At 44.2% G+C, this 20425-nt stretch carries 20 protein-coding genes; 14 read left to right on the top strand and 6 right to left on the bottom strand.

Going from position 1 to position 20425, the window contains the following annotated elements; all coding sequences use genetic code 11:
• Nucleotide 1 precedes the first annotated feature (1 nt).
• The 3 genes from lpxK to kdsB are packed head-to-tail and all read left to right on the top strand — an operon-like array spanning nucleotide 2 to nucleotide 2104.
• Entirely contained in the window at nucleotides 2-1075 is a 1074-nt protein-coding gene (gene lpxK, locus D6V41_RS15555; protein ID WP_136252464.1) for a tetraacyldisaccharide 4'-kinase, read from the top strand.
• A 29-nt stretch (nucleotides 1076-1104) separates the two neighbouring features.
• Nucleotides 1105-1314 carry a Trm112 family protein gene (locus D6V41_RS15550; protein ID WP_136252463.1) on the top strand — a complete coding sequence of 70 codons (210 nt, stop codon included), beginning with the start codon at nucleotides 1105-1107 and terminating at the stop codon, nucleotides 1312-1314.
• Nucleotides 1307-2104 (top strand): 3-deoxy-manno-octulosonate cytidylyltransferase, encoded by a 798-nt coding sequence (gene kdsB, locus D6V41_RS15545; RefSeq protein ID WP_136252462.1) that lies wholly within the window; start codon nucleotides 1307-1309, stop codon nucleotides 2102-2104. Before D6V41_RS15550 ends, kdsB begins: the two co-directional genes overlap by 8 nt.
• A 229-nt stretch (nucleotides 2105-2333) precedes the next feature.
• On the opposite strand, the gene rimO is transcribed toward kdsB, so the two are convergent.
• Nucleotides 2334-3764 (bottom strand): 30S ribosomal protein S12 methylthiotransferase RimO, encoded by a 1431-nt coding sequence (rimO, locus tag D6V41_RS15540; protein ID WP_136252461.1) that lies wholly within the window; start codon nucleotides 3762-3764, stop codon nucleotides 2334-2336.
• A 210-nt stretch (nucleotides 3765-3974) separates the two neighbouring features.
• Here rimO and D6V41_RS15535 point away from each other — a divergent pair, with 210 nt between their 5' ends.
• Nucleotides 3975-4907, top strand: coding sequence for a class I SAM-dependent methyltransferase (locus D6V41_RS15535; protein WP_241664568.1), 933 nt, complete (start codon nucleotides 3975-3977; stop codon nucleotides 4905-4907).
• 63 nt (nucleotides 4908-4970) lie between these two features.
• Nucleotides 4971-5441, top strand: coding sequence for a DUF2919 family protein (locus D6V41_RS15530; protein WP_136252460.1), 471 nt, complete (start codon nucleotides 4971-4973; stop codon nucleotides 5439-5441).
• Here the strand turns inward: D6V41_RS15530 and D6V41_RS15525 are convergent.
• Both D6V41_RS15525 and D6V41_RS15520 read right to left on the bottom strand, forming a co-directional pair.
• Nucleotides 5434-5841, bottom strand: coding sequence for a hypothetical protein (locus D6V41_RS15525; RefSeq protein ID WP_136252459.1), 408 nt, complete (start codon nucleotides 5839-5841; stop codon nucleotides 5434-5436). The two genes, D6V41_RS15530 and D6V41_RS15525, sit on opposite strands and share 8 nt — an antisense overlap.
• Before the next feature lie 28 nt (nucleotides 5842-5869).
• Nucleotides 5870-6775 carry a LysR family transcriptional regulator gene (locus tag D6V41_RS15520; RefSeq protein WP_136252458.1) on the bottom strand — a complete coding sequence of 302 codons (906 nt, stop codon included), beginning with the start codon at nucleotides 6773-6775 and terminating at the stop codon, nucleotides 5870-5872.
• A gap of 150 nt (nucleotides 6776-6925) precedes the next feature.
• Between D6V41_RS15520 and D6V41_RS15515 the strand changes: the two genes are divergently transcribed.
• Nucleotides 6926-7570, top strand: a complete 645-nt coding sequence (locus D6V41_RS15515; RefSeq protein ID WP_136252457.1) for a DedA family protein — start codon at nucleotides 6926-6928, stop codon at nucleotides 7568-7570.
• On the opposite strand, the gene tcdA is transcribed toward D6V41_RS15515, so the two are convergent.
• Nucleotides 7563-8345, bottom strand: coding sequence for a tRNA cyclic N6-threonylcarbamoyladenosine(37) synthase TcdA (gene tcdA / locus D6V41_RS15510; protein WP_136252456.1), 783 nt, complete (start codon nucleotides 8343-8345; stop codon nucleotides 7563-7565). The genes D6V41_RS15515 and tcdA overlap by 8 nt on opposite strands.
• 202 nt (nucleotides 8346-8547) lie before the next feature.
• On the opposite strand from tcdA, the gene D6V41_RS15505 reads away from it, so the two are divergent.
• The 3 genes from D6V41_RS15505 to D6V41_RS15495 all read left to right on the top strand — a co-directional run bounded on the left by D6V41_RS15505 (nucleotide 8548) and on the right by D6V41_RS15495 (nucleotide 11901).
• Nucleotides 8548-9507 carry a glutathione S-transferase family protein gene (locus tag D6V41_RS15505; protein WP_136252455.1) on the top strand — a complete coding sequence of 320 codons (960 nt, stop codon included), beginning with the start codon at nucleotides 8548-8550 and terminating at the stop codon, nucleotides 9505-9507.
• A 20-nt stretch (nucleotides 9508-9527) separates the two neighbouring features.
• Nucleotides 9528-10349 (top strand): pirin family protein, encoded by an 822-nt coding sequence (locus tag D6V41_RS15500; protein WP_136252454.1) that lies wholly within the window; start codon nucleotides 9528-9530, stop codon nucleotides 10347-10349.
• A gap of 103 nt (nucleotides 10350-10452) precedes the next feature.
• Entirely contained in the window at nucleotides 10453-11901 is a 1449-nt protein-coding gene (locus D6V41_RS15495; protein ID WP_136252453.1) for a phosphohexomutase domain-containing protein, read from the top strand.
• A gap of 12 nt (nucleotides 11902-11913) precedes the next feature.
• On the opposite strand, the gene D6V41_RS15490 is transcribed toward D6V41_RS15495, so the two are convergent.
• Complete coding sequence (locus D6V41_RS15490; RefSeq protein WP_136252452.1) at nucleotides 11914-12330, bottom strand: DUF3429 domain-containing protein; 417 nt, start codon at nucleotides 12328-12330, stop codon at nucleotides 11914-11916.
• Between the two features lie 126 nt (nucleotides 12331-12456).
• Nucleotides 12457-13737, bottom strand: a complete 1281-nt coding sequence (locus D6V41_RS15485; protein ID WP_136252451.1) for a citrate synthase — start codon at nucleotides 13735-13737, stop codon at nucleotides 12457-12459.
• Nucleotides 13738-14165: 428 nt separating this feature from the next.
• On the opposite strand from D6V41_RS15485, the gene sdhC reads away from it, so the two are divergent.
• The 5 genes from sdhC to D6V41_RS15460 all read left to right on the top strand — a co-directional run bounded on the left by sdhC (nucleotide 14166) and on the right by D6V41_RS15460 (nucleotide 20423).
• Nucleotides 14166-14540 carry a succinate dehydrogenase, cytochrome b556 subunit gene (gene sdhC, locus D6V41_RS15480; protein WP_136252450.1) on the top strand — a complete coding sequence of 125 codons (375 nt, stop codon included), beginning with the start codon at nucleotides 14166-14168 and terminating at the stop codon, nucleotides 14538-14540.
• Nucleotides 14534-14881 carry a succinate dehydrogenase, hydrophobic membrane anchor protein gene (gene sdhD, locus D6V41_RS15475; protein ID WP_136252449.1) on the top strand — a complete coding sequence of 116 codons (348 nt, stop codon included), beginning with the start codon at nucleotides 14534-14536 and terminating at the stop codon, nucleotides 14879-14881. Before sdhC ends, sdhD begins: the two co-directional genes overlap by 7 nt.
• A 1-nt stretch (nucleotide 14882) precedes the next feature.
• Complete coding sequence (gene sdhA, locus D6V41_RS15470) at nucleotides 14883-16655, top strand: succinate dehydrogenase flavoprotein subunit (RefSeq protein ID WP_136252448.1); 1773 nt, start codon at nucleotides 14883-14885, stop codon at nucleotides 16653-16655.
• Between the two features lie 13 nt (nucleotides 16656-16668).
• Nucleotides 16669-17379, top strand: a complete 711-nt coding sequence (locus tag D6V41_RS15465; protein WP_136252447.1) for a succinate dehydrogenase iron-sulfur subunit — start codon at nucleotides 16669-16671, stop codon at nucleotides 17377-17379.
• Between the two features lie 218 nt (nucleotides 17380-17597).
• Nucleotides 17598-20423: a 2-oxoglutarate dehydrogenase E1 component gene (locus D6V41_RS15460; protein WP_136252446.1), complete on the top strand. Its 2826-nt coding sequence runs from the start codon at nucleotides 17598-17600 to the stop codon at nucleotides 20421-20423.
• The last annotated feature ends 2 nt before the right edge of the window (nucleotides 20424-20425 follow it).

Genomic DNA, 20425 nt, shown 5'->3' with positions numbered 1-20425 from the left:
AGTGTTAAGCCAAGCGTGGTATTCAGATTTACGTCATGTTAAAAATTGGTGGCTTGTTCTTCTGTGGCCACTGGCTCTTGTATTCTTTCTGCTTAGCATATTGCGACGCCTTGCCTATCAATTTGGAATACTAAAGGTGTATCGGCCTCAGCTGCCTGTTGTAGTGGTAGGTAATATCAGTGTTGGCGGGAATGGCAAAACACCTGTTGTACTTGCCTTAGCGTCGCATTTTATTTCGCAGGGAGTAAAGTGTGCGGTGCTTTCTCGCGGCTATGGGGGCACTCAAAAAGCGTTCCCGCATTTATTGGATACTTGTAGTTCACCAAAGCAGGTGGGAGACGAACCCGCCCTGATTTTTAAACGCTTGGGAGTGGATGTCGTAATCGATCCTGTGCGGGCGCGTGGCGCACAGTTTATTGAAGCGAATACGCAAGCTCAAGTCATCCTCTGTGATGACGGCATGCAGCATTATGCCCTCGCACGCGACGTGGAAATTTGTGTTGTCGATGGGCGGGGACTCGGTAACGGATTTGTCATGCCGATGGGACCACTTAGGGAAACCCGCTCACGACTGAACGATGTTGATATCATCATAAGCAATCGCTCACAAAAGCTCGATGATCAAGCAAAACCAGGCAGGCAAATAACGGGTGATAGTGATATAAAATCCGCCCGCGCGACTAGATGCTTTGACATGCAGTTAAGACCTGCATCGTGGATAAATGTAAAAAGCGGGCAAAGCTTGGCAGTGAATGAGGGAGTCGAGCGCTTTTTGCATCAAGAAGTAATTGCGCTTGCAGGCATAGGCGCTCCGCAACGCTTTTTTAATACGCTTCGCGAGCTTGGTTTGACACCAAAGCAATCTTTAAGATTTGATGATCATCATAAATTTGTGCAGTCGGATATACCGCAAGCACCTATTGTCTTGATGACAGAAAAAGACGCTATAAAATGTAGCGAATTTGCCAATGATAACTGGTGGTATCTGGCGGTAGACGCAGATATTTCAAATGAGTTTTTTGATAGCGTAATGCAAAAACTTCATTTAAAAATTGATAATGACAGCGAAGATTAAAAGCTTGCGCTCTAATAAAAGAGAAATCTATGAGTTTTAATAAAAAATTGCTGAACGTTGTAGCTTGCCCGGCTTGTAAAGGTAAGCTGGTGTTACATGAAGAGGGTGAAACGCAAAGTCTGGTATGTCGCTTCGACAGACTCGCCTATCCAATTGTTGATAACATTCCCGTTTTGCTTGAATCGGAAGCAAAAGAGTTAAGCGCCGAGCAGTTGGAGCAGGTTAAAAAACATGACTAAGTTCACCGTGGTTATTCCGGCTCGCTACGCATCGACACGCTTCGAAGGAAAGCCACTCGCATTGATCAAAGGCAAGCCTATGCTCCAACATGTGCATGAGAGAGCACTTGAGGCAGGCGCAAGCTCGATTATTGTAGCAACCGATGATCCGCGTATTGAAAAAGCCGCAAGGGCATTTGGTGCAGACGTCTGTATGACGTCTAGTGAGCATCAATCGGGCACGACGCGGATCAGCGAAGTAATCAGTATTCGCGGCATTGAAAAAAGCGAAATTGTGGTCAATGTGCAGGGGGATGAGCCTTTTATCCCACCCGAAAATATTCGACAGTGTGCAGATAATCTTGCGACAAACACAAACTATCCCATGTCAACGCTCTGCTATCCCATTGATGACGCAGAAGACGTGCTAAATCCCAACGTCGTAAAGGTGGTTAAAAGCGAAAAAGGTAAAGCCTTATATTTTTCCCGAGCACCCATACCATTTACCCGCGGGCAGATTATTTTAAATGAGCAGGGACAATTGGAAGCAGCGAATCTTGCGCTTAAAATGCAGTTAAACAACGGGCAAGCAGAGTCGCAGTTTAAGTATTTTCGCCATATTGGAATTTACGGTTATCGAGCCAGTTTTATTAAAGCTTATGCAAATATGCCTGATAGTGCGTTAGAGCACATCGAATCATTGGAGCAATTGCGAGTGTTGGACAGGGGCTTTGATATCCATATCGAGATTGCCAAAAAGCTACCACCTCATGGCGTAGATACGCCTGAAGATTTGCGCAAATTTTCTTGATAAGGGTTAGGGTATTTAGCAAGACGCCAAGTGAGCACATATGTCGAAACGTTTTCTGAGCAGAGCTATGCCGCAAAATAAAGACGCTGCGAGCTCATCCTTGAGGCGCTTGACGAAAAACATCCATGTTTTTCGACACTTTATTTTGCGGCATAGCTCTACTCATATTCTTATTCGACATATGTGCTCACTTGGTTTTTTAGCAATACCGCGAAGCTGAATCCTAATCTTAATCTTGCTCTTCGCTTGGTACTGCCCACATGTCGTGTTCATCCGTATGGATGATTTCAACCCAAAGTCTCTGACCGATTTCAACATCGTGCACACCGTTTAAATGGATGACGCCGTCAATTTCAGGCGCTTCCCCAAAGCTTCGGGCAATCGCTCCTTCGCTGTCAACGCTGTCGATGACCACATTGTATTCATTGCCAATTTTCGCCTGCAGGCGTGAGTAGCTGATTTTTGATTGTACTTTCATGAACCGTTGTAAGCGCGATTCCTTGATATCTTCCGGAACGGGATCGGGTAAGTCATTCGCGCGAGCGCCTTCTACGGGCGAATATTTAAAGCAACCGACTCGGTCAAGTTGCGCTTCTTTTAAAAAGTCAAGAAGCTCTTCAAATTCTTCTTCCGTTTCACCGGGAAAGCCTACAATGAAAGTTGAGCGAATGACTAAGTCTGGACACATCTCACGCCACCTACGAATGCGTTCAACCGTTCTTTCTGCGCTTCCCGGACGCTTCATAAGCCGCAGAATACGTTTGTTGGCGTGTTGAAAGGGAATATCCAAATAAGGCAGTATTTTTCCTTCAGCCATTAAAGGAATTAAATCGTCAACATGCGGATAAGGATAAACATAATGCAGGCGTACCCATATATCCATACTTCCGAGTTTTTCGCAAAGTTGCTGCATATGCGTTTTAAGGGGCATGCCGTCCCAAAAATCTGTTTTATACTTAACATCGACACCGTAGGCACTGGTGTCTTGTGAAATAACTAAAAGCTCGTTTACACCGGCTGCCTTTAAACGTTTCGCTTCACTTAAGACTTCGCCTACAGGACGGCTTACTAAATCTCCACGCATGGAAGGAATGATGCAAAAGGTGCAGCGGTGGTTACAACCCTCCGAAATTTTTAAATAAGCAAAGTGTTTAGGAGTCAGCTTAACGCCATGATCCGGCACTAAATCAATAAATGGGTTGTGACTCGGTTTGGGTAAATGATCGTGAACTTGCTCTACTACAGCCTCGTATGCATGCGGCCCCGTGATTGACAGAACATTAGGATGCACTTCTCTAATCTCATCTTCTTTCACGCCCAGGCAACCGGTAACAATGACTTTGCCATTTTCAGCTAAAGCTTCGCCGATAGTATCCAGCGATTCTTGCACCGCAGAGTCAATAAATCCACACGTATTGACAATAACCAGTTCAGCATCTTTATATGTTGAAACGACATCGTATCCCTCTGTTCGAAGCTGCGTCAAAATACGTTCAGAATCTACCAGGTTTTTCGGACAGCCAAGCGAAACAAAGCCAATCTTTGCACCGCTACCCTGATTCATTATTTTCTGTTCGTTTAATTGCTTAACCGGTGTTTCCAAGGTAGTGGATGTTTTAAGCATCGCATTCTGTTTGGGGTTGTATTGCTCTACGCTCATTTACAGACTCTGTCGTTTTAAAATTTTGCGTGATCAATTTACTTCACGCGCTCTTCCATTTGTTACTGCCTTGTTCTTTCACGTGGCAAAAACAAACGAGATTATATCGTACTTGTATTCAAGGCTCTAATTCTTTCACTTGTTTAATTCTTGCCAAGCGCCATAATAAAAACATACGGTCATCAGATACGACAATATTCAGGACAAGCCATGTTGATAAAAAACAAAAACAAGCATTCGATTTTTACAAAGTCAGTTTTGAGCGCTGTGTTTGCATCCATCGCATTAGCTGCAGGATTACATGCGTCGTTGAGCACAAACGCTTTTGCACACGATGGTAATCAAGCATTAGCAGGCGTCGTTCTTGACAGAAGCGCAGAGAAACGCGCCAGAGATACTCAGCGCAGGCCGGTTCAAACCCTGTCGTTTTTTCAGGTAGAGCCTGGAATGCGCGTCGCCGAAGCCTTGCCCGGTGGTGGCTGGTACTCTGAGATCCTAGCCAACTATTTAGGGAAAGAAGGCGCGCTTTACGGAATTAATTATAATGACAGCATGTGGCCACTTTTCGGATTTTTCACTCCTGAGCGCATTGAGCAAATGTCGGCTCGTACAGCAGCTTTTCCGACTCTGGTAGCTGAGCTAAGCGATACAGGGATCACAGCAGGGGGCTTCACCTTTGCAACTGCGCCTGACGACTTGCATGGAAGCCTGGATAGAGTTTTGTTTATACGTGCCCTGCATAATCTAGCGCGATTTGAGGAACAGGCAGGCACCCTGAGCGAAGCCTTAAATCTGGCAAATTCACTTTTGAAAGAAGATGGTTTGGTTGGCGTTGTTCAACATCGTGCACCTGCTGATGCTGATGATACCTGGGCCGATGGTTCTGCAGGCTATTTAAAACAGGATGACGTGATCAAGGCATTTGAAAAGGCCGGTTTTGAGTTAGTCGCATCGAGCGAAATTAATGCGAATGAAAAAGACAAACCAACAAAAGATGACATGGTTTGGCGTTTGCCACCGAGTTTGAATGGCGCTCAAGATGATCCTCAAAAGCGCAAAGCTATGGAAGCAATAGGTGAAAGCGATCGGATGACACTCTTATTTAAAAAGCAGGGCGCAGAGGTGAGTGTACATTCTCATTAAATCTGCCTTCAGGATAGTTTAACTTGGCCCTGATATCCGTAAATGCGTAGCAGTAGATAAAGCATGCCTTTGAAATTTCCTTTACATCACTACGATGAAGCGGGGCGCTTAAAGCCGCCCCTCTTATTGTATTGTTTTCTGCTGTTTTTGTGTCGTGGACTCGTATTGTTGATTGTTTCTTTGTCGTTTCGAGAAGACAGTAGTCGAATGATGGCCTTGTTTTATCCAAACAAATGGGATTTTTACCTGTCCTTAGTACCGATGATACCTGCAGTACTGATATTCATTCTCTTGGCTAGACGTAATAGTTTGTGGTCAAAAGAAAAACATGCTTTGTTTCGCTTTATTCCAGCCTTGTTTGCGATCGCCCTGTTAGGCGACATAGCAGTGCAGCTAAGCATTTTGGCCCGTATCGGTTTTACATTTTCGGCTACGCACGGCGTATCGCTGATACTTGCAATTAGCGGGCTTTTATATCTTACTAAGAGCCGTCATATGCGCGATTTACCGCGAGACTGGCAAGCCCCTAATTAGTGTGATTTCCCAATGCTTGCGAAAAATAGCTGCTTACACTGACGTCTGGGTTTTTGACAAGCTTTTCATAACATATCCCAGCAAAGGCATAAGACTTATCGTCGACCACCAATAGTATGGTGGGCGCTTCAGGTGTGCTCGTATCGTAATGCCATGTTCCACCCGCTAGTGAACGAAATACTTCACCAAGGTAAGCACCGTACATATTACATATGGTAAAGACTGCTTTATCTTCAAGTGACTGACTTGGAAAATTTTTCACAAAGCCCATTATGGTTGAATCGACATTTGCAATGCTATCTGCGCTGAAATCCAGTTCAATATTAAATTCTTCTTTTGCTGCCTGTACCGCATCCCTGGCGGTTTCTTTCATAAGGGTGTCGAGCTCAATTTGTGTCATGGCGTCTAATCGTTTCTTTTTGTAAGGCTTAAAAGTTTGACGGTAAATCAATTTGACGATGTTGTAAAATAAGATTTTCCAGCATTGCAGTGCCGGGCCCTTTATCATCTGGTGTTGGACAGATTAAATAAGCTGTCATTTGTTTATACTGACTGCCTTTAACCGTTAAAAGCGTTAGGCGACCTTCCTCAAGTAATGGTGATACTTTATGCAAAGGAAGCCAGCAAAAACCGATGTTGTTCAACATCAAGTCGATGGCGGTATCAAACTGGGAAACCGTCCAACGATTTTCGGATTTAAGCCAGCCTTGCTTTTCCTCTGGCTTGTCAGAGGTATCTGCAATAACGATTTGGAGGTGTTGAGCGAGTGTTCCTGGATCGATGTTGTTCGGCATTTGAGCCAGTTCATGCTGCGGATGGGCGACCAACACAAATTCTACGTGGCATAAGGGTTCACCCAAGAAGCCCCTCGGTATCGACATATGAATGGCTAAATCTGCCTGATGTTTAATGATGGCATCGTCTGTGCCAGTAAGAACGGTATCTTTAATCTTTAAGCGGCTACCCCTGCATTCAGGCAAAAATGCCTTCAATACCGGAAAAAGAGCTTCACGAGGGTAGGCCAGGTCAACAGCTAAAATTATTTCTGGTTCCCAATCCTGGCGAATGTTTGTTGCGAGCAGCTCTAAAGACTCCACGTTTTGCGTTAAGTCTCGTGAACGCCTCAGCATGACTTCACCTGCTTCTGTCAATACTGCTTTTCGACCAATAACTTCAAGCAACTGAACGCCGAGCATATTTTGTAATTTTGATACCGCGTGATTAAGCGAAGACTGAGACTTATTTAACGCATCTGCAGCCTGAGCATAGCCACCAAAATCAACTACCGCCTGTAAAATGCGCCACTGCTCAAGCGTTGTTTTGGGTCTGTACAAAAGAAATTCCTCCAACTCAAGCCTGTCAAAAAAACAAGCGAGTAAAATAGTAGACCGCGAACCTAGGTTAATAATTCGTAATTTTTTAATATAATCTTTTCTTGGTGCTTTGGTGTATCCTTTGTTAGCACTTAATCTACAAATAACTTTATGAAATACGCTTCCTTTTTACCGCTATCTGCACTTATCGCATTAAGCTTAATCAATGCTTTGGTTTACTATCAAGTCATTCCGCCTGGTATGCAAATTCTTGAATCTTTGCAAGGGGCGCTTGATGAAGGCTTTTACATGGTTATTTTCCTGATCATACTGTTAGAGTCGATTATTTACGTTGGTTTTTATTTTCCGGGACAATTTTTTGCTGTATTGCTTGTTGTCGGGGCCAAACCCAGCGCAATGGATGTGGTTTATTTAACCCTGGCAATGGTTGCTGCCGCGACCCTTGGCTCTGTCATCAATTACTTTCTTGGTAAAAGCACAAAAGATAAAGATGATAAAGAATCAGAAACCAAGCTTAAACATCTGTTGCTTGCCATGATCCATATTAATTCCTTAGCATTTTTCATGTTTTCTCAAGGTGCAAATAACAAGTCTTTCAAAGTCGTCTGGTTAGCGGGCTTGCTCAATTTGCCCTATTATTTGCTTCTTATCGCAGGTACCGCCGTGCTAAGTGAGCAAGTCATGGCCATGGCTGAAAATACAGTATTGCTATTCACTTTAATTGCGATCTGGCTTTTTATCGCACTTGCTTATGATGTTCGCCAACATAAAAAAGACAGTGCTACCGTTAGATAGATGCGCGTCGAAGAATCGCATCGATTGCACGCGTTGCTGCGAGCATTCCAAACGTGGCAGTCACTCCAACAAAAGCGCCAAATCCTGTGCTGCAATCCATTTTTCCAGCACCTTGAGCGGCATTTTTAGCAAACGAGACGCCACCCTCACTATCCGGGTATCTAAGTTGTTCAGTGGAGTAAATCGCTTCAACAGAAAATCGTCGTTTGGGATTATTTGAAAAATGATAGTTTCGTCTTAATTCGCTTCGCACTTTCGCTAAAAGCGGGTCTTGAGTGGTTTTAGCCAGATCGCCAACGGTAATTTGCAAAGGATCAATTTGTCCGCCAGCCCCACCAACGGTGATAATTTTAATTTTATTTCTTTTCGCATAGGCAATCATGGCTGCTTTTGCGCTAACACTGTCGATGGCATCAATAATAACATCAGGCGCGCCCTCAAAAAGGAGGCTCAGATTGTCTTTTGTCACAAAATCTTCAATAGCGTGTACTTCGCAATCCGGGTTTATATCCAGAATTCGCGCTTTCATTACCTCAACTTTACTCTGCGCAAGTGTGCTATCGAGTGCGTGAAGCTGCCGGTTTATATTAGATTCTGCAATATCATCAAGGTCGATTAATTCAATCCGATTAATACCCGAGCGTGCTAATGCTTCTGCCGCCCACACACCGACACCACCAATTCCTGCAATTGCAACGTGAGCACTTTTAAGTGTTTGTAGGCCATCTTTGCCATAAAGGCGTAGCAATCCAGAGAATCTTTGTTCGTAAGACATACAGTAGATGATTTCCTTTTATCGTTTATCGCTTTTTTTCGTTTATCGGTGAGCGATGGAAATAGCACAATCCTTTTATAAGGTGTAGAGATTTATGTGTACAAAAGTTCTAAAAATTAGAAAGAATTGTGCAATTTATACCAATATTTATTCGTTTAAATTAATGTTTTAATGGCGCTATCAACAAAATAGGAGACCAGTTATGGGATTATTAGTAGACGGCCAGTGGAAAGACCAATGGTACGATACAGAAAGCAATGATGGCAAATTTGTTCGTCAAGCCTCTAAATTTCGGGACAAAATAGAAGCGAGCGCAGATGCAAAGTTTCCGGCAGAATCTGGTCGCTATCATTTGTATGTATCACTCGCCTGTCCGTGGGCACATAGAGCCTTAATATTCAGAAAACTGAAAGAATTGGAGTCGCATATTTCAGTCAGTGTTGTCAGTCCGAATATGCTTGAAAACGGATGGGAGTTCGCTGATTACGAAGGCGCAACCGAAGACCATTTATTTGGCTTTAAATATCTACACCAAGTCTATACCAAGGTGAAAGCGGATATCACAACAAGAGTGACGGTTCCCATCTTATTTGACAAACAAAGCAATCAAATTGTGAATAATGAGTCGGCAGAGATTATTCGTATGCTAAATACTGCTTTTAACGATATTACGGGTAATACAAGCGACTATTATCCGGCGTCACATCGTGAACAAATTGAACTTATCAATAGCTTTGTTTACGACAATATTAACAATGGCGTTTATAAAGCAGGCTTTGCGACTAAGCAACGCGCTTACGAAGAAGCTGTAAGCAGTTTGTTTGAAGCGCTTGATAAGGTAGAAGGCATATTGTCAAAGCAGCGTTACCTGACGGGCAAGCAATTAACTGAGGCAGACTGGCGTTTATTTACAACGCTTATTCGTTTTGATCCGGTATACGTTGGGCATTTTAAATGTAATTTAAAACGCATTGCAGATTACCCAAATTTGTACAATTACACTAAAGAGTTGTATCAAATAGCAGGCGTGGCTGATACCACCAATTTTGATCATATCAAGCAGCATTACTATTACAGCCATAACATGATAAACCCCACTCAGGTTGTGCCAAAGGGCCCAATTCAGGACCTTTTAAGTGCGCACGACCGAGACCGATTTTAGGCGTGCCCTAGGAGAATGACATGACACGTATCACTCAAAAAGTCGTTGGTATGGCCGCATCAGACGGCGCTGGCGTCAAACTTAAGCGCATTATTGGTCAGGCGAGTTTAAAGCGCCTGGATCCGTTTCTAATGTTAGATGAATTTGGATCGGATGAGGCGCAGGATTATATTGCAGGCTTTCCGCAACATCCACATCGTGGCTTTCAAACGGTCACCTATATGCTAGAAGGCAAGATGGGCCATAAAGATTCAGTAGGTAATAGTGGCGTGATTGAAGATGGTGGCCTGCAGTGGATGAACGCAGGCAAAGGAATTATTCACGAGGAGATGCCTCAGCAAACAGAAGGACGAATGCGAGGTTTTCAGCTTTGGGTGAATTTGCCAGCCAGCGAAAAAATGTCTGCGCCAGGGTATCAGGATATTCCCAGTGCGCTAATTCCTGAGCACGAGTTTGATGGTGGCAAAGTGCGCATTTTGGCAGGTCAGTTTAAAGAAGTGACGGGGCCAGTGAAGACACAAGCCGTTCAGCCGCAATTTCTGGATTTGCACCTATCAGCTGGTGCAAGTCTGGAGATTGATACGCTTAGTGAACACAATGGTTTTTTGTATGTGTATGAAGGAGAATTGATGCTTGAACAAGATTCACTTCATAAAGGCCAACTTGGCGTACTCGCGTTTAGTGAGCTGATGCATCTGCGGGCCGAACAAGACTCAAAAGCTATTTTTGTCAGCGCTATGCCTATCAATGAACCCATTGTGCAATACGGTCCTTTCGTGATGAATAGCGAAGCTGAAATTCACCAGGCCTTAAAAGATTATCAAAGTGGCGTACTCGCCTAAGTCGTTGATTGTTCCTGAGGGATTACATACTATATCGAGTATGATTTATGGCGCTGCTTACAAGACCGTTCTTCTTTAAGAAGCGCCCTTTAAAAGGATTTCAATGAGAACAATTACTTGCTTTAAAGCTTACGATATTCGTGGGGAATTATTAACGCAATTAGATGAAAACATCGCCTACCGAATTGGGCGTGCCTTCGCATCTTATCTTAAGGCTAAATCAGTCGTTGTGGGTTCCGATGTACGCCATACCGCCCGCCCATTAAAGCTCGCACTTAGCGCGGGCTTAATTGATGGTGGAGCGAAAGTTTTCGACTTGGGAATGGCGGGTACGGAAGAAATTTATTTTGCTACGAAGCATCTTGGTGTTGACGGTGGAATTGAAGTGACCGCCAGTCACAACCCAATTAACTATAACGGAATGAAGCTGGTAAAAGCCGGTTCAGTGCCCATCAGTGGAGACAGCGGACTCAACGCCATTCGAGATATTGCACAAGATTTTGATGATGAACTTGTGCAAGCGCGTTTAGCCCATTATGGAACGATTGTGGATGATAAGGCTTTCTTAAAAGGTGAAGCAAGCGTTAAAGATTTAAGCTTATTAAATACAAAAGCCTACGAGCGTGTAAGTTGCGTGAACGATTACATCTTGCACCTTTGCGAATATATCGATACCAGTAAACTCAGACCTTTAAAACTTGTCGTAAATGCAGGCAATGGCGCCGCAGGGCATATTATTGATGCTTTAGAGCTATTATTTGCTCATCAAGGTGTAAAAATTGAGTTTATAAAAGTGCACCATTTACCCGATGGTGACTTTCCTAACGGCATTCCCAACCCACTGCTTGTAGATAATCGTGCAGACACAGCCGAGGCCGTAAAAGCGCACAAAGCCGATATGGGTATCGCCTGGGATGGTGACTTTGACCGCTGCTTTTTGTTTGACGAAAGAGGCGAGTTTATCGAAGGCTACTATATTGTTGGCCTTTTGGCGCAAGCGTTTTTAAGCAAAGAAAAAGGCGCGAAGATAATCTATGACCCTCGAGTTTACTGGAATACCGAAGATATTGTAAAAAACGCGGGTGGAAAACCGGTTAAATCAAAAACCGGGCATGCGTTTATCAAAGAGCGGATGCGCAAAGAAGACGCAATTTATGGCGGCGAAATGAGCGCACATCATTATTTCCGTGACTTTGCCTATTGCGATTCCGGAATGATCCCATGGCTTTTAGTCGCCGAACTTTTATCCACAAGTGGCAAGACCTTATCTTCGCTGGTAGAGGAGCGGATTGCAGCATTTCCGTCTTCTGGCGAAATCAACTATCGCGTTGAGAATGCAGGGAGCACCATTAAATCGATCATTCAACATTTTGAGGCCGATGCACTGTTTATTGATAAAACTGACGGAATTGGAATGGAGTTTGGAAATTGGCGCTTCAATTTGCGAAAGTCCAATACCGAACCGGTTATCCGCTTAAATGTAGAATCTAAGGGCGACATTGCGCTGATGCGTGAAAAAACCGCCTTATTGGAATCGCTTATTGAGTCTTAAAAACAGGCCTCTTTAAATTGAGGCCATCAATAAATGACAAATCACTACAATGGTCGTTAGTACGACTCGCATAAATGTGTAGTCGATTAAGATATCTTTCTCTAGCGCCAGTACGTATTTGTCGTACATCAAAATACCGATATAGGCAATGGAAAGGGTGCTGAACAGCCAGTGTCCCTCTAAAAAAATAAGCGCTAAAAAGCCAGTAATACTGGGTAACATTGCAATGTAAAGCTGGTGATCTTTTCGTCGATTCTGCAAGGCATCCAGCCAATGGATACCGCCAAAAAAAGATAGAATAATGGCGGAATACTGTGTGAAGTAGGTATAGCCTTCAAAATAGTGAATTTGCCCTGTTAAAATGAGTACGGGAATACCAATAAATGGAAGTAAGCCGAGATAACCCAATATTTTTGCAGCGCTGTGCATGTTTATCCTTATGATTGTTTAAAACCTGTTTGTATAGAACGAGACCGCCTGACTGAGAGTTTGCCCCAATGTAAGGGCAAAAAAAAGCACATTCCAAAGAATGTGCTTATCATAGTTTTTACTTTATTACTTCTTCAGTGGCGTATAATCGCGCTTGCTATGTCCGGTATATAATTGACGAGGACGGCCAATTTTCTGTCCTGGCTGGCTCATCATTTCGTGCCAGTGTGAAATCCAGCCAACGGTTCTTGCCAGTGCAAAGATACAGGTAAACATGTTGGTAGGAATACCAATGGCGCTAAGCACAATGCCTGAATAAAAATCCACATTCGGGAACAGCTTTTTCTCAGCAAAATAAGGGTCGCTTAATGCGATCCGCTCAAGTTCCATCGCGACATCTAAAAGAGGATTATCGACATTAAGCTCTTCGAGAACTTCATGACAACTCTCTCGCATGACTGTTGCACGAGGATCGTAGTTTTTGTAAACGCGGTGACCAAAGCCCATTAAGCGGAAGGGGTCGTTTTTATCTTTGGCGCGCTCAATAAACTCAGGAATGCGATCGACCGTGCCAATCTCCTCAAGCATTTGCAAACATGCCTCATTCGCGCCACCGTGCGCGGGCCCCCACAGGGAAGCAACGCCAGCAGCAATACAGGCATATGGATTTGCACCGGATGAACCTGCCAAACGAACCGTTGAAGTAGACGCGTTTTGCTCATGGTCAGCATGAAGAATAAATATTCTGTCCATTGCACGCTCAACCGCGGGACTGATCTTATAGTCTTCGGCGGGCACAGAGAACATCATGTTCAAGAAGTTCGCTGCGTAGCTTAAATCGTTGCGTGGATACACAAAAGGTTGTCCAACATTATACTTGTAGCACATAGCGACAAGTGTCGGCATTTTGGCAATCAGACGATGAGCCGAACGCTTGCGTTGCTCTGGGTCGGATACATCCAAATCACTGTGGTAAAAAGAAGATAAAGCACCCACCGTACCGCATAACATTGCCATGGGATGAGCGTCATTTCTAAACCCGTGGAAGAACATATTTAATTGTTCGTGAACCATGGTGTGACGGGTAATCGTGTGCTTGAATTCTTCATACTCCTCTTCACTTGGCTTGTCGCCGTGAAGCAGCATGTGACAGACTTCTAAATAGTCTGAATCGCGAGCTAAGTCTTCAATTGAGAAGCCGCGGTGTAGCAAAACACCTTTTGCGCCATCGATGAAAGTAATTGAAGATTCGCATGAGCCAGTCGCCATAAAGCCCGGGTCAAAAGTAAAATATCCGTGGCTTCCTAAAGAACGAACGTCAATGACGGGATGTCCTTCGGTGCCTTCTAATATGGGTAATTCGACTTCAACATCGCCGGCTTTTAAAGTGGCTGTTTTATCTGACATGAATACTCTCCTAAGTTGGGGTTCCGCTTAAACGGACAAAATGCGCAAATCGTTCACAAAATGCGACAAAATGCTCATATCTGTGCGAAAAGTGGCGATAATCTTAACCGTATGAAGATTTAAGTCAATTTAAATGCATATCTGCTCAATATATATTCTAAATAGTTTACGTCGATAAAGGGGTATAAAGATTTGTTTACGACTAATGTCCTAAGGCGCAACATTTAATTGCTATTAGACAAGCGGATTGCTATATTTCAAACCCACTGAATTTAAAGGGTTATTTAGCAATAACTTTATAAAATCTGATTCACAATTGGTTAACAAAGTCGGGCGTTAAATCGCATTTACACACACAACCAAAGTTGCATATTCACAGGCTTACAACCTATGGTATCAATACGGGAAACAACAACAGGCGTTTTATTGTGAAAAAACAAAGACCAGTAAATTTAGACCTTTCTACGATGAAATTCCCACCGTCTGCACGCGCATCTATTTTGCACCGTGTGACTGGCGTGGCAATGTTCTTTGCTCTTTTATTCGTAATTTGGGCATGGGCAACCTCACTTACTTCTGCGGAAAACTTTGCGTTTGTTCAGGAAGTCATGAATGGTGTAATCGGCAAGATTATCGCTATTGGAACACTGTCTGCTTTTTCATATCACATTATTGGTGGTTTGCGTCACCTGGTAATGGATATGGGACATTGGGAAGAACTCAACTCTGGTAACTTGAGCGCGAATATCGCCATTGGGTTATGGGTCGTTATAACAATCGTAATTGGAGTTGCATTATGGTAATTAATCAAGCCTCTATGAAACGTGACGGAATTCAGGATTATGTTACGCTTCGCGCGTCTGCAGCCGTGATTTTCGCCTTTGCGCTTTACATGCTGTACGTTTTTGTTTCCACACCCGTTATGACCTTTGAGATCTGGCAAGGTGTCTTTTCCTCTATATACATGAAAGCATTCACGCTTGCGGCACTGGTCGCGGTAATGCTTCACACCCGTGTAGGATTGTGGCAGGTTTTGACAGACTACGTTAAAGCCACGCGATTACGCGCCGTACTTAATTTTATTCTAAACCTGATTGCTTTTGCTTATGTTGCGGTCGGTTTGTTCGTTTTATGGGGTGTTTAAGATGACCTTACCAGTTCATGAATTTGACGCAGTCGTTATTGGTGCAGGTGGCGCAGGCATGCGCGCGGCCTTGCAAATTTCGCAATCAGGTCGCTCATGCGCCTTGTTATCTAAAGTTTTCCCTACGCGTTCGCACACGGTGTCTGCGCAAGGCGGTATCACAGTTGCTTTAGGCAATTCCCACGAAGACAACTGGGAATGGCACATGTACGATACAGTAAAAGGCTCTGATTATATTGGTGATCAGGAAGCCATCGAATATATGTGCAAAACTGGCCCTGAAGCGATTATCGAAATGGAAAATATGGGCCTGCCTTTTTCTCGTTTTGAAAATGGAAAGGTGTATCAACGTCCATTTGGTGGCCAGTCTAAAAATTTTGGTGGTGAACAAGCCGCAAGAACAGCGGCAGCAGCTGATCGCACGGGCCACGCTTTATTGCATTTGCTTTACCAGCAAAATGTTAAAAACAAAACAAAAGTCTTCAGCGAATGGTATGCACTCGATTTGGTAAAAAATCAGCATGACCAAGTCGTGGGTTGTACCGCGATTGACATCGAAACTGGCGAAGTGGTTTATTTCAAGTCACGTGCAGTGGTGCTTGCAACTGGCGGTGCAGGTCGTATATATGCCTCCACCACAAACGCGCATATTAATACCGGCGACGGCATTGGCATGGCCTTAAGAGCTGGCGCGCCAGCGCAGGATATGGAAATGTGGCAGTTTCACCCAACCGGCATTGCCGGTGCGGGAACGCTCGTTACCGAAGGGTGTCGTGGTGAAGGTGGTTATCTGCTAAACAAAGACGGCGAGCGATTTATGGAGCGTTACGCGCCAAACGCAAAAGATTTGGCAGGTCGTGATGTCGTTGCTCGCTCAATGATGACTGAAATTCGCGAAGGTCGGGGTTGTGAAGGTCCATGGGGCACGCACATCAAACTGAAACTTGATCACCTTGGCAAAGACGTTTTGGAATCCCGTTTGCCAGGTATTCTTGAATTATCTCGCACATTCGCCCATGTTGATCCAGTGAAAGAACCTATACCTGTTATTCCAACTTGCCACTACATGATGGGTGGAATTCCAACCAATGTTGACGGCCAGGTGATAAGAGTAGATTCTGATGGCAACGAACGTCCGATGGACGGATTGTTCGCATGTGGTGAAATTGCATGCGTATCTGTGCACGGTGCTAATCGCCTGGGAGGTAACTCTCTGCTTGACTTGGTTGTTTTCGGTCGCGCTACAGGTCTACATCTTGGTAAGAGCATCGATCAGATTGATGTTAAATCAGATGCCTCTGAATCTGACATAGAAGGTGCGATGGCACGATTTAATCGTTGGGAATCTTCCGAAAAGGGTAAAGGCGAAGACCCGGTACAAATTAAGAAAGATATGCAGCAGTGTATGCAGCTTAATTTCTCTGTGTTCCGTGAAGGTGACGCAATGGCTGATGGCCTTAAGCAACTTAGAGAAATTCGCGAGCGCTTACAGCACGCACGTCTTGATGACAAGAGCAGTGACTTTAACACTCAGCGTATTGAATGCTTAGAGTTAGATAATTTGATGGAAACTGCATATAGCACAGCAGTTGCCGCAAACTTTAGAACAGAAAGTCGCGGTGCACACAGCCGCTTTGACTTCACTGAACGTGATGATGAGAACTGGTTATGTCACTCTATCTACCTTCCTGAGTCGGAGGAGATGCGCAAACGTGATGTAAACATGGCACCTAAGTTGAGGGAAGCCTTCCCTCCGAAAGTGCGTTCTTACTAATAGGAGCTTATCGATGCAACTTACTTTTTCGATTTATCGTTACAACCCAGAAGTGGACGATGCGCCTCGCATGGAAGATTACAAGCTCGAGGTTGAAGAAGGCCAGGATATGATGGTGCTTGACGCATTGATTGCGCTCAAGGAAAAAGATCCGTCTTTGTCGTTTCGACGCTCTTGCCGTGAAGGGGTGTGTGGCTCTGACGGCATGAATATGAATGGCAAAAATGGACTAGCGTGTATTACTCCGCTTTCGGCCTTGGGCAAAGGAAAAATTACCATACGTCCTCTGCCTGGACTTCCAGTAGTGCGCGACCTGGTTGTAGATATGACGCAGTTCTACACGCAGTATGAGAAGATTAAACCCTTCCTGATAAACGACAGCAAGCAACCGCCAGCGCGCGAACATCTTCAGAGTCCTGAAGAGCGAGCAAAGCTGGACGGCTTGTATGAATGTATACTTTGCGCATGTTGTTCGACATCTTGTCCGTCATTCTGGTGGAACCCTGACAAGTTCATTGGTCCGGCTGGCTTGCTCCACGCATATCGATTCCTGATCGACAGTCGCGACACAGCCACTGAAGAACGATTGAATGATTTAGACGATGCATTCAGCGTATTTAGATGTCACGGGATAATGAATTGTGTGAGCGTATGTCCAAAAGGGCTTAACCCTACCAAGGCAATCGGCCATATAAAATCGATGTTGTTACAGCGAGCGGTATAATTGATTGAAGTTGTAAGTACATTCTGACGATATACAATAGCCACCTAGCAATAGGTGGCTATTTTTTTGTTTTTTTAAGCTTTATCCAAATGAAATACAAAATTTTGGAAAATAAATGCAATTTTTTGCAAATTTCCTTACCACTATAGTGTTAGGCGATTTAAAAAGAAATTTACTTAGAATACAATACGGTTATCAACACAAGTCAAGGCGTAATAATGCAAAATAGCGTGATGCAAGCATGGTGGGATTCCTCTCATATGGCAGGTGGCAACGCTGCTTATGTAGAAGAACTCTACGAGGCATACCTCGAAAATCCTCAAAGCGTCCCTGAGACGTGGAAAAGTATATTTGATGAACTTCCAAAAGTAGAGGGAGTATCGGTTGAATCCAATCACTCTTCAATTCGAGATGAATTCAGGAAAATGGCCGCACTCGGGCCTGCTGCCAGGGTAGGTTCATCCTCAGCAGTACAAACTGAAGCCCCAAGCGACGAACGACAAGTTAAGGTATTACAATTAATTAATGCGTTTCGCTTCCGTGGTCATCAGCATGCCAATCTTGATCCGCTAGGGCTTTGGCAACAACCTCGTGTCCGTGATTTAGAACTTTCTCATCATAATCTGAGTGAAGCCGATTTTGACACCATGTTTAATTTGGGCTCTTATGCAGTTGATGCTGAGAAAATGAAACTGGGTGATTTGTTTAAATCTCTCAATCGCACCTATTGTGGTTCGATTGGCGCCGAGTATATGCATATTACCGATACTGAACAAAAGCGCTGGATCCAGCAACGCTATGAGTCAGTTGAAGCAAAACCGCGTATTGAACGCGATGAAAAAATTAAGATCCTCAAAGGATTAATTGCCGCAGACGGCATGGAAAAATATTTAGGCTCCAAGTTTACTGGCGCAAAACGATTCTCTCTAGAAGGCGGTGATGCGCTCATCCCCATGTTAAAAGGCTTAATTACTGAAGCAGGCGCTGCTGGTGCAAAAGAAGTCGTAATGGGCATGGCTCACCGTGGTCGCTTGAACGTGTTGGTAAACGTACTAGGTAAAAACCCTTCTGTATTGTTTGACGAATTTGCTGGCAAACACGACGAATCACTTGGTGCAGGTGACGTTAAATATCACGCTGGTTATTCATCTGATTTTGCTACGCCAGGCGGTAATGTGCACTTAGCACTGGCGTTTAATCCTTCGCACCTTGAGATCGTCAATCCCGTTGTAATGGGGTCTGTTCGCGCTCGATTAATGCGTCGTAACTGCAAAGATGGCTCAGCAGTCCTTCCCATTACTATTCACGGCGACTCTGCAATTGCTGGTCAGGGTGTGGTGCAAGAAACCTTTAATATGTCGCAAACCCGTGGTTTCTCGGTTGGCGGTACAGTTCGCATTGTGGTAAACAACCAAGTCGGTTTTACAACCTCAAAAACCGAAGATACGCGCTCCACACAGTATTGTACTGATATTGCCAAAATGGTTCAGGCACCAATTTTCCACGTGAATGCTGATGACCCGGAAGCGGTTATGTTTGTTACAAAATTGGCGCTTGACTATCGTAACAAATTTAAAAAAGACGTGGTGATTGACTTAGTGTGTTATCGCCGCCATGGTCACAACGAGGCTGATGAGCCTAACGCAACACAGCCTTTGATGTATCAAAAAATCAAAAAGCATCCCGTCCCGCGTGCAATTTATGCAGAGCAACTTATTGCTGAAGGCACTATAGATGAACATGAAGTTGAGAAACTGGTTGCTGAATACCGGGCAGCTCTGGATCACGGCGCATGTGTAGTTGAAGAATGGCGTCCGATGACTGAACATTCAGTTGATTGGACACCATATCTTGGCCACGATTGGGATGTAGAATATGACGCAAGTTTAGCTAAAGATAAACTCGTTGAGTTAGGTAAAGCGATAACGCATATTCCAGACAGTCACAGACTTCAGTCTCGAGTCAATAAACTATATAAAGATCGCGTTGCGATGATAGAAGGTGAACGTTTACTTGATTGGGGGATGGCAGAAAATCTCGCTTATGCAACAATACTAAGCGAAAAAACCAATATTCGTATAACTGGTCAAGATAGCGGCCGCGGTACCTTTTTCCATCGTCACGCCGTGTTGCATGGACAAGACGATGCGTCTGAGTATATGCCTTTGCAACACTTAAGCGATGATCAGGGTCGAATCGAAATTTATGACTCGGTATTATCAGAAGAGGCGGTTATGGCCTTCGAATATGGTTACGCAACCGCTGAGCCTTCTACCTTAACCATATGGGAAGCACAGTTCGGTGATTTTGCCAACGGCGCTCAGGTTGTTTTCGACCAGTTCCTATCCTCAGGTGAGGCAAAGTGGGGACGCTTATGCGGATTAACGGTATTATTGCCACATGGTTACGAAGGCCAAGGGCCTGAGCATAGCTCAGCACGTTTGGAAAGATTTTTACAAATGTGTGCAGATCACAACTGGCAGGTGTGCGTACCGTCAACACCCGCACAAGTTTATAATATGTTACGTCGTCAATCGGTTCGCCCAATGCGCAGGCCGCTTATCGTCATGTCACCGAAGTCTTTGCTTCGCCACCCACTTGCGGTTAGCAGTCTGGACGAATTGGCGTCAGGTGTTTTTCATAATGTGATAGATGAAATTGACGAAATTGATGCGAAAAAAGTAAAGCGCGTCGTGATGTGCGCTGGCAAAGTGTATTATGATTTGTTGGAACAGCGTCGCAAAAATGAACAAGACGACATCGCCATTGTTCGAATTGAACAATTATATCCGTTCCCTCAGGAAGAGATGAAGAAGGTCGTTGAAAAATACAAACACGTACAAGACTGGGTTTGGTGTCAAGAAGAGCCACAAAACCAAGGCGCTTGGTATTGTAGCCAGCATCATTTTTGGCAATCAATTCCTGATGGCGCAAAATTAACTTATGCAGGTCGTCAAGCTTCTGCCTCGCCAGCAGTTGGCTATGTATCTGTTCACAATCAGCAACAAAAAGCGTTGATTGAAGACGCACTCACAATCAAATAAGG

Origin of the sequence: Ningiella ruwaisensis (assembly GCF_004798935.1) — a bacterium.
Lineage (GTDB): Bacteria > Pseudomonadota > Gammaproteobacteria > Enterobacterales > Alteromonadaceae > Glaciecola > Glaciecola ruwaisensis.
This window is presented reverse-complemented; position numbering and strand designations above follow the sequence as displayed.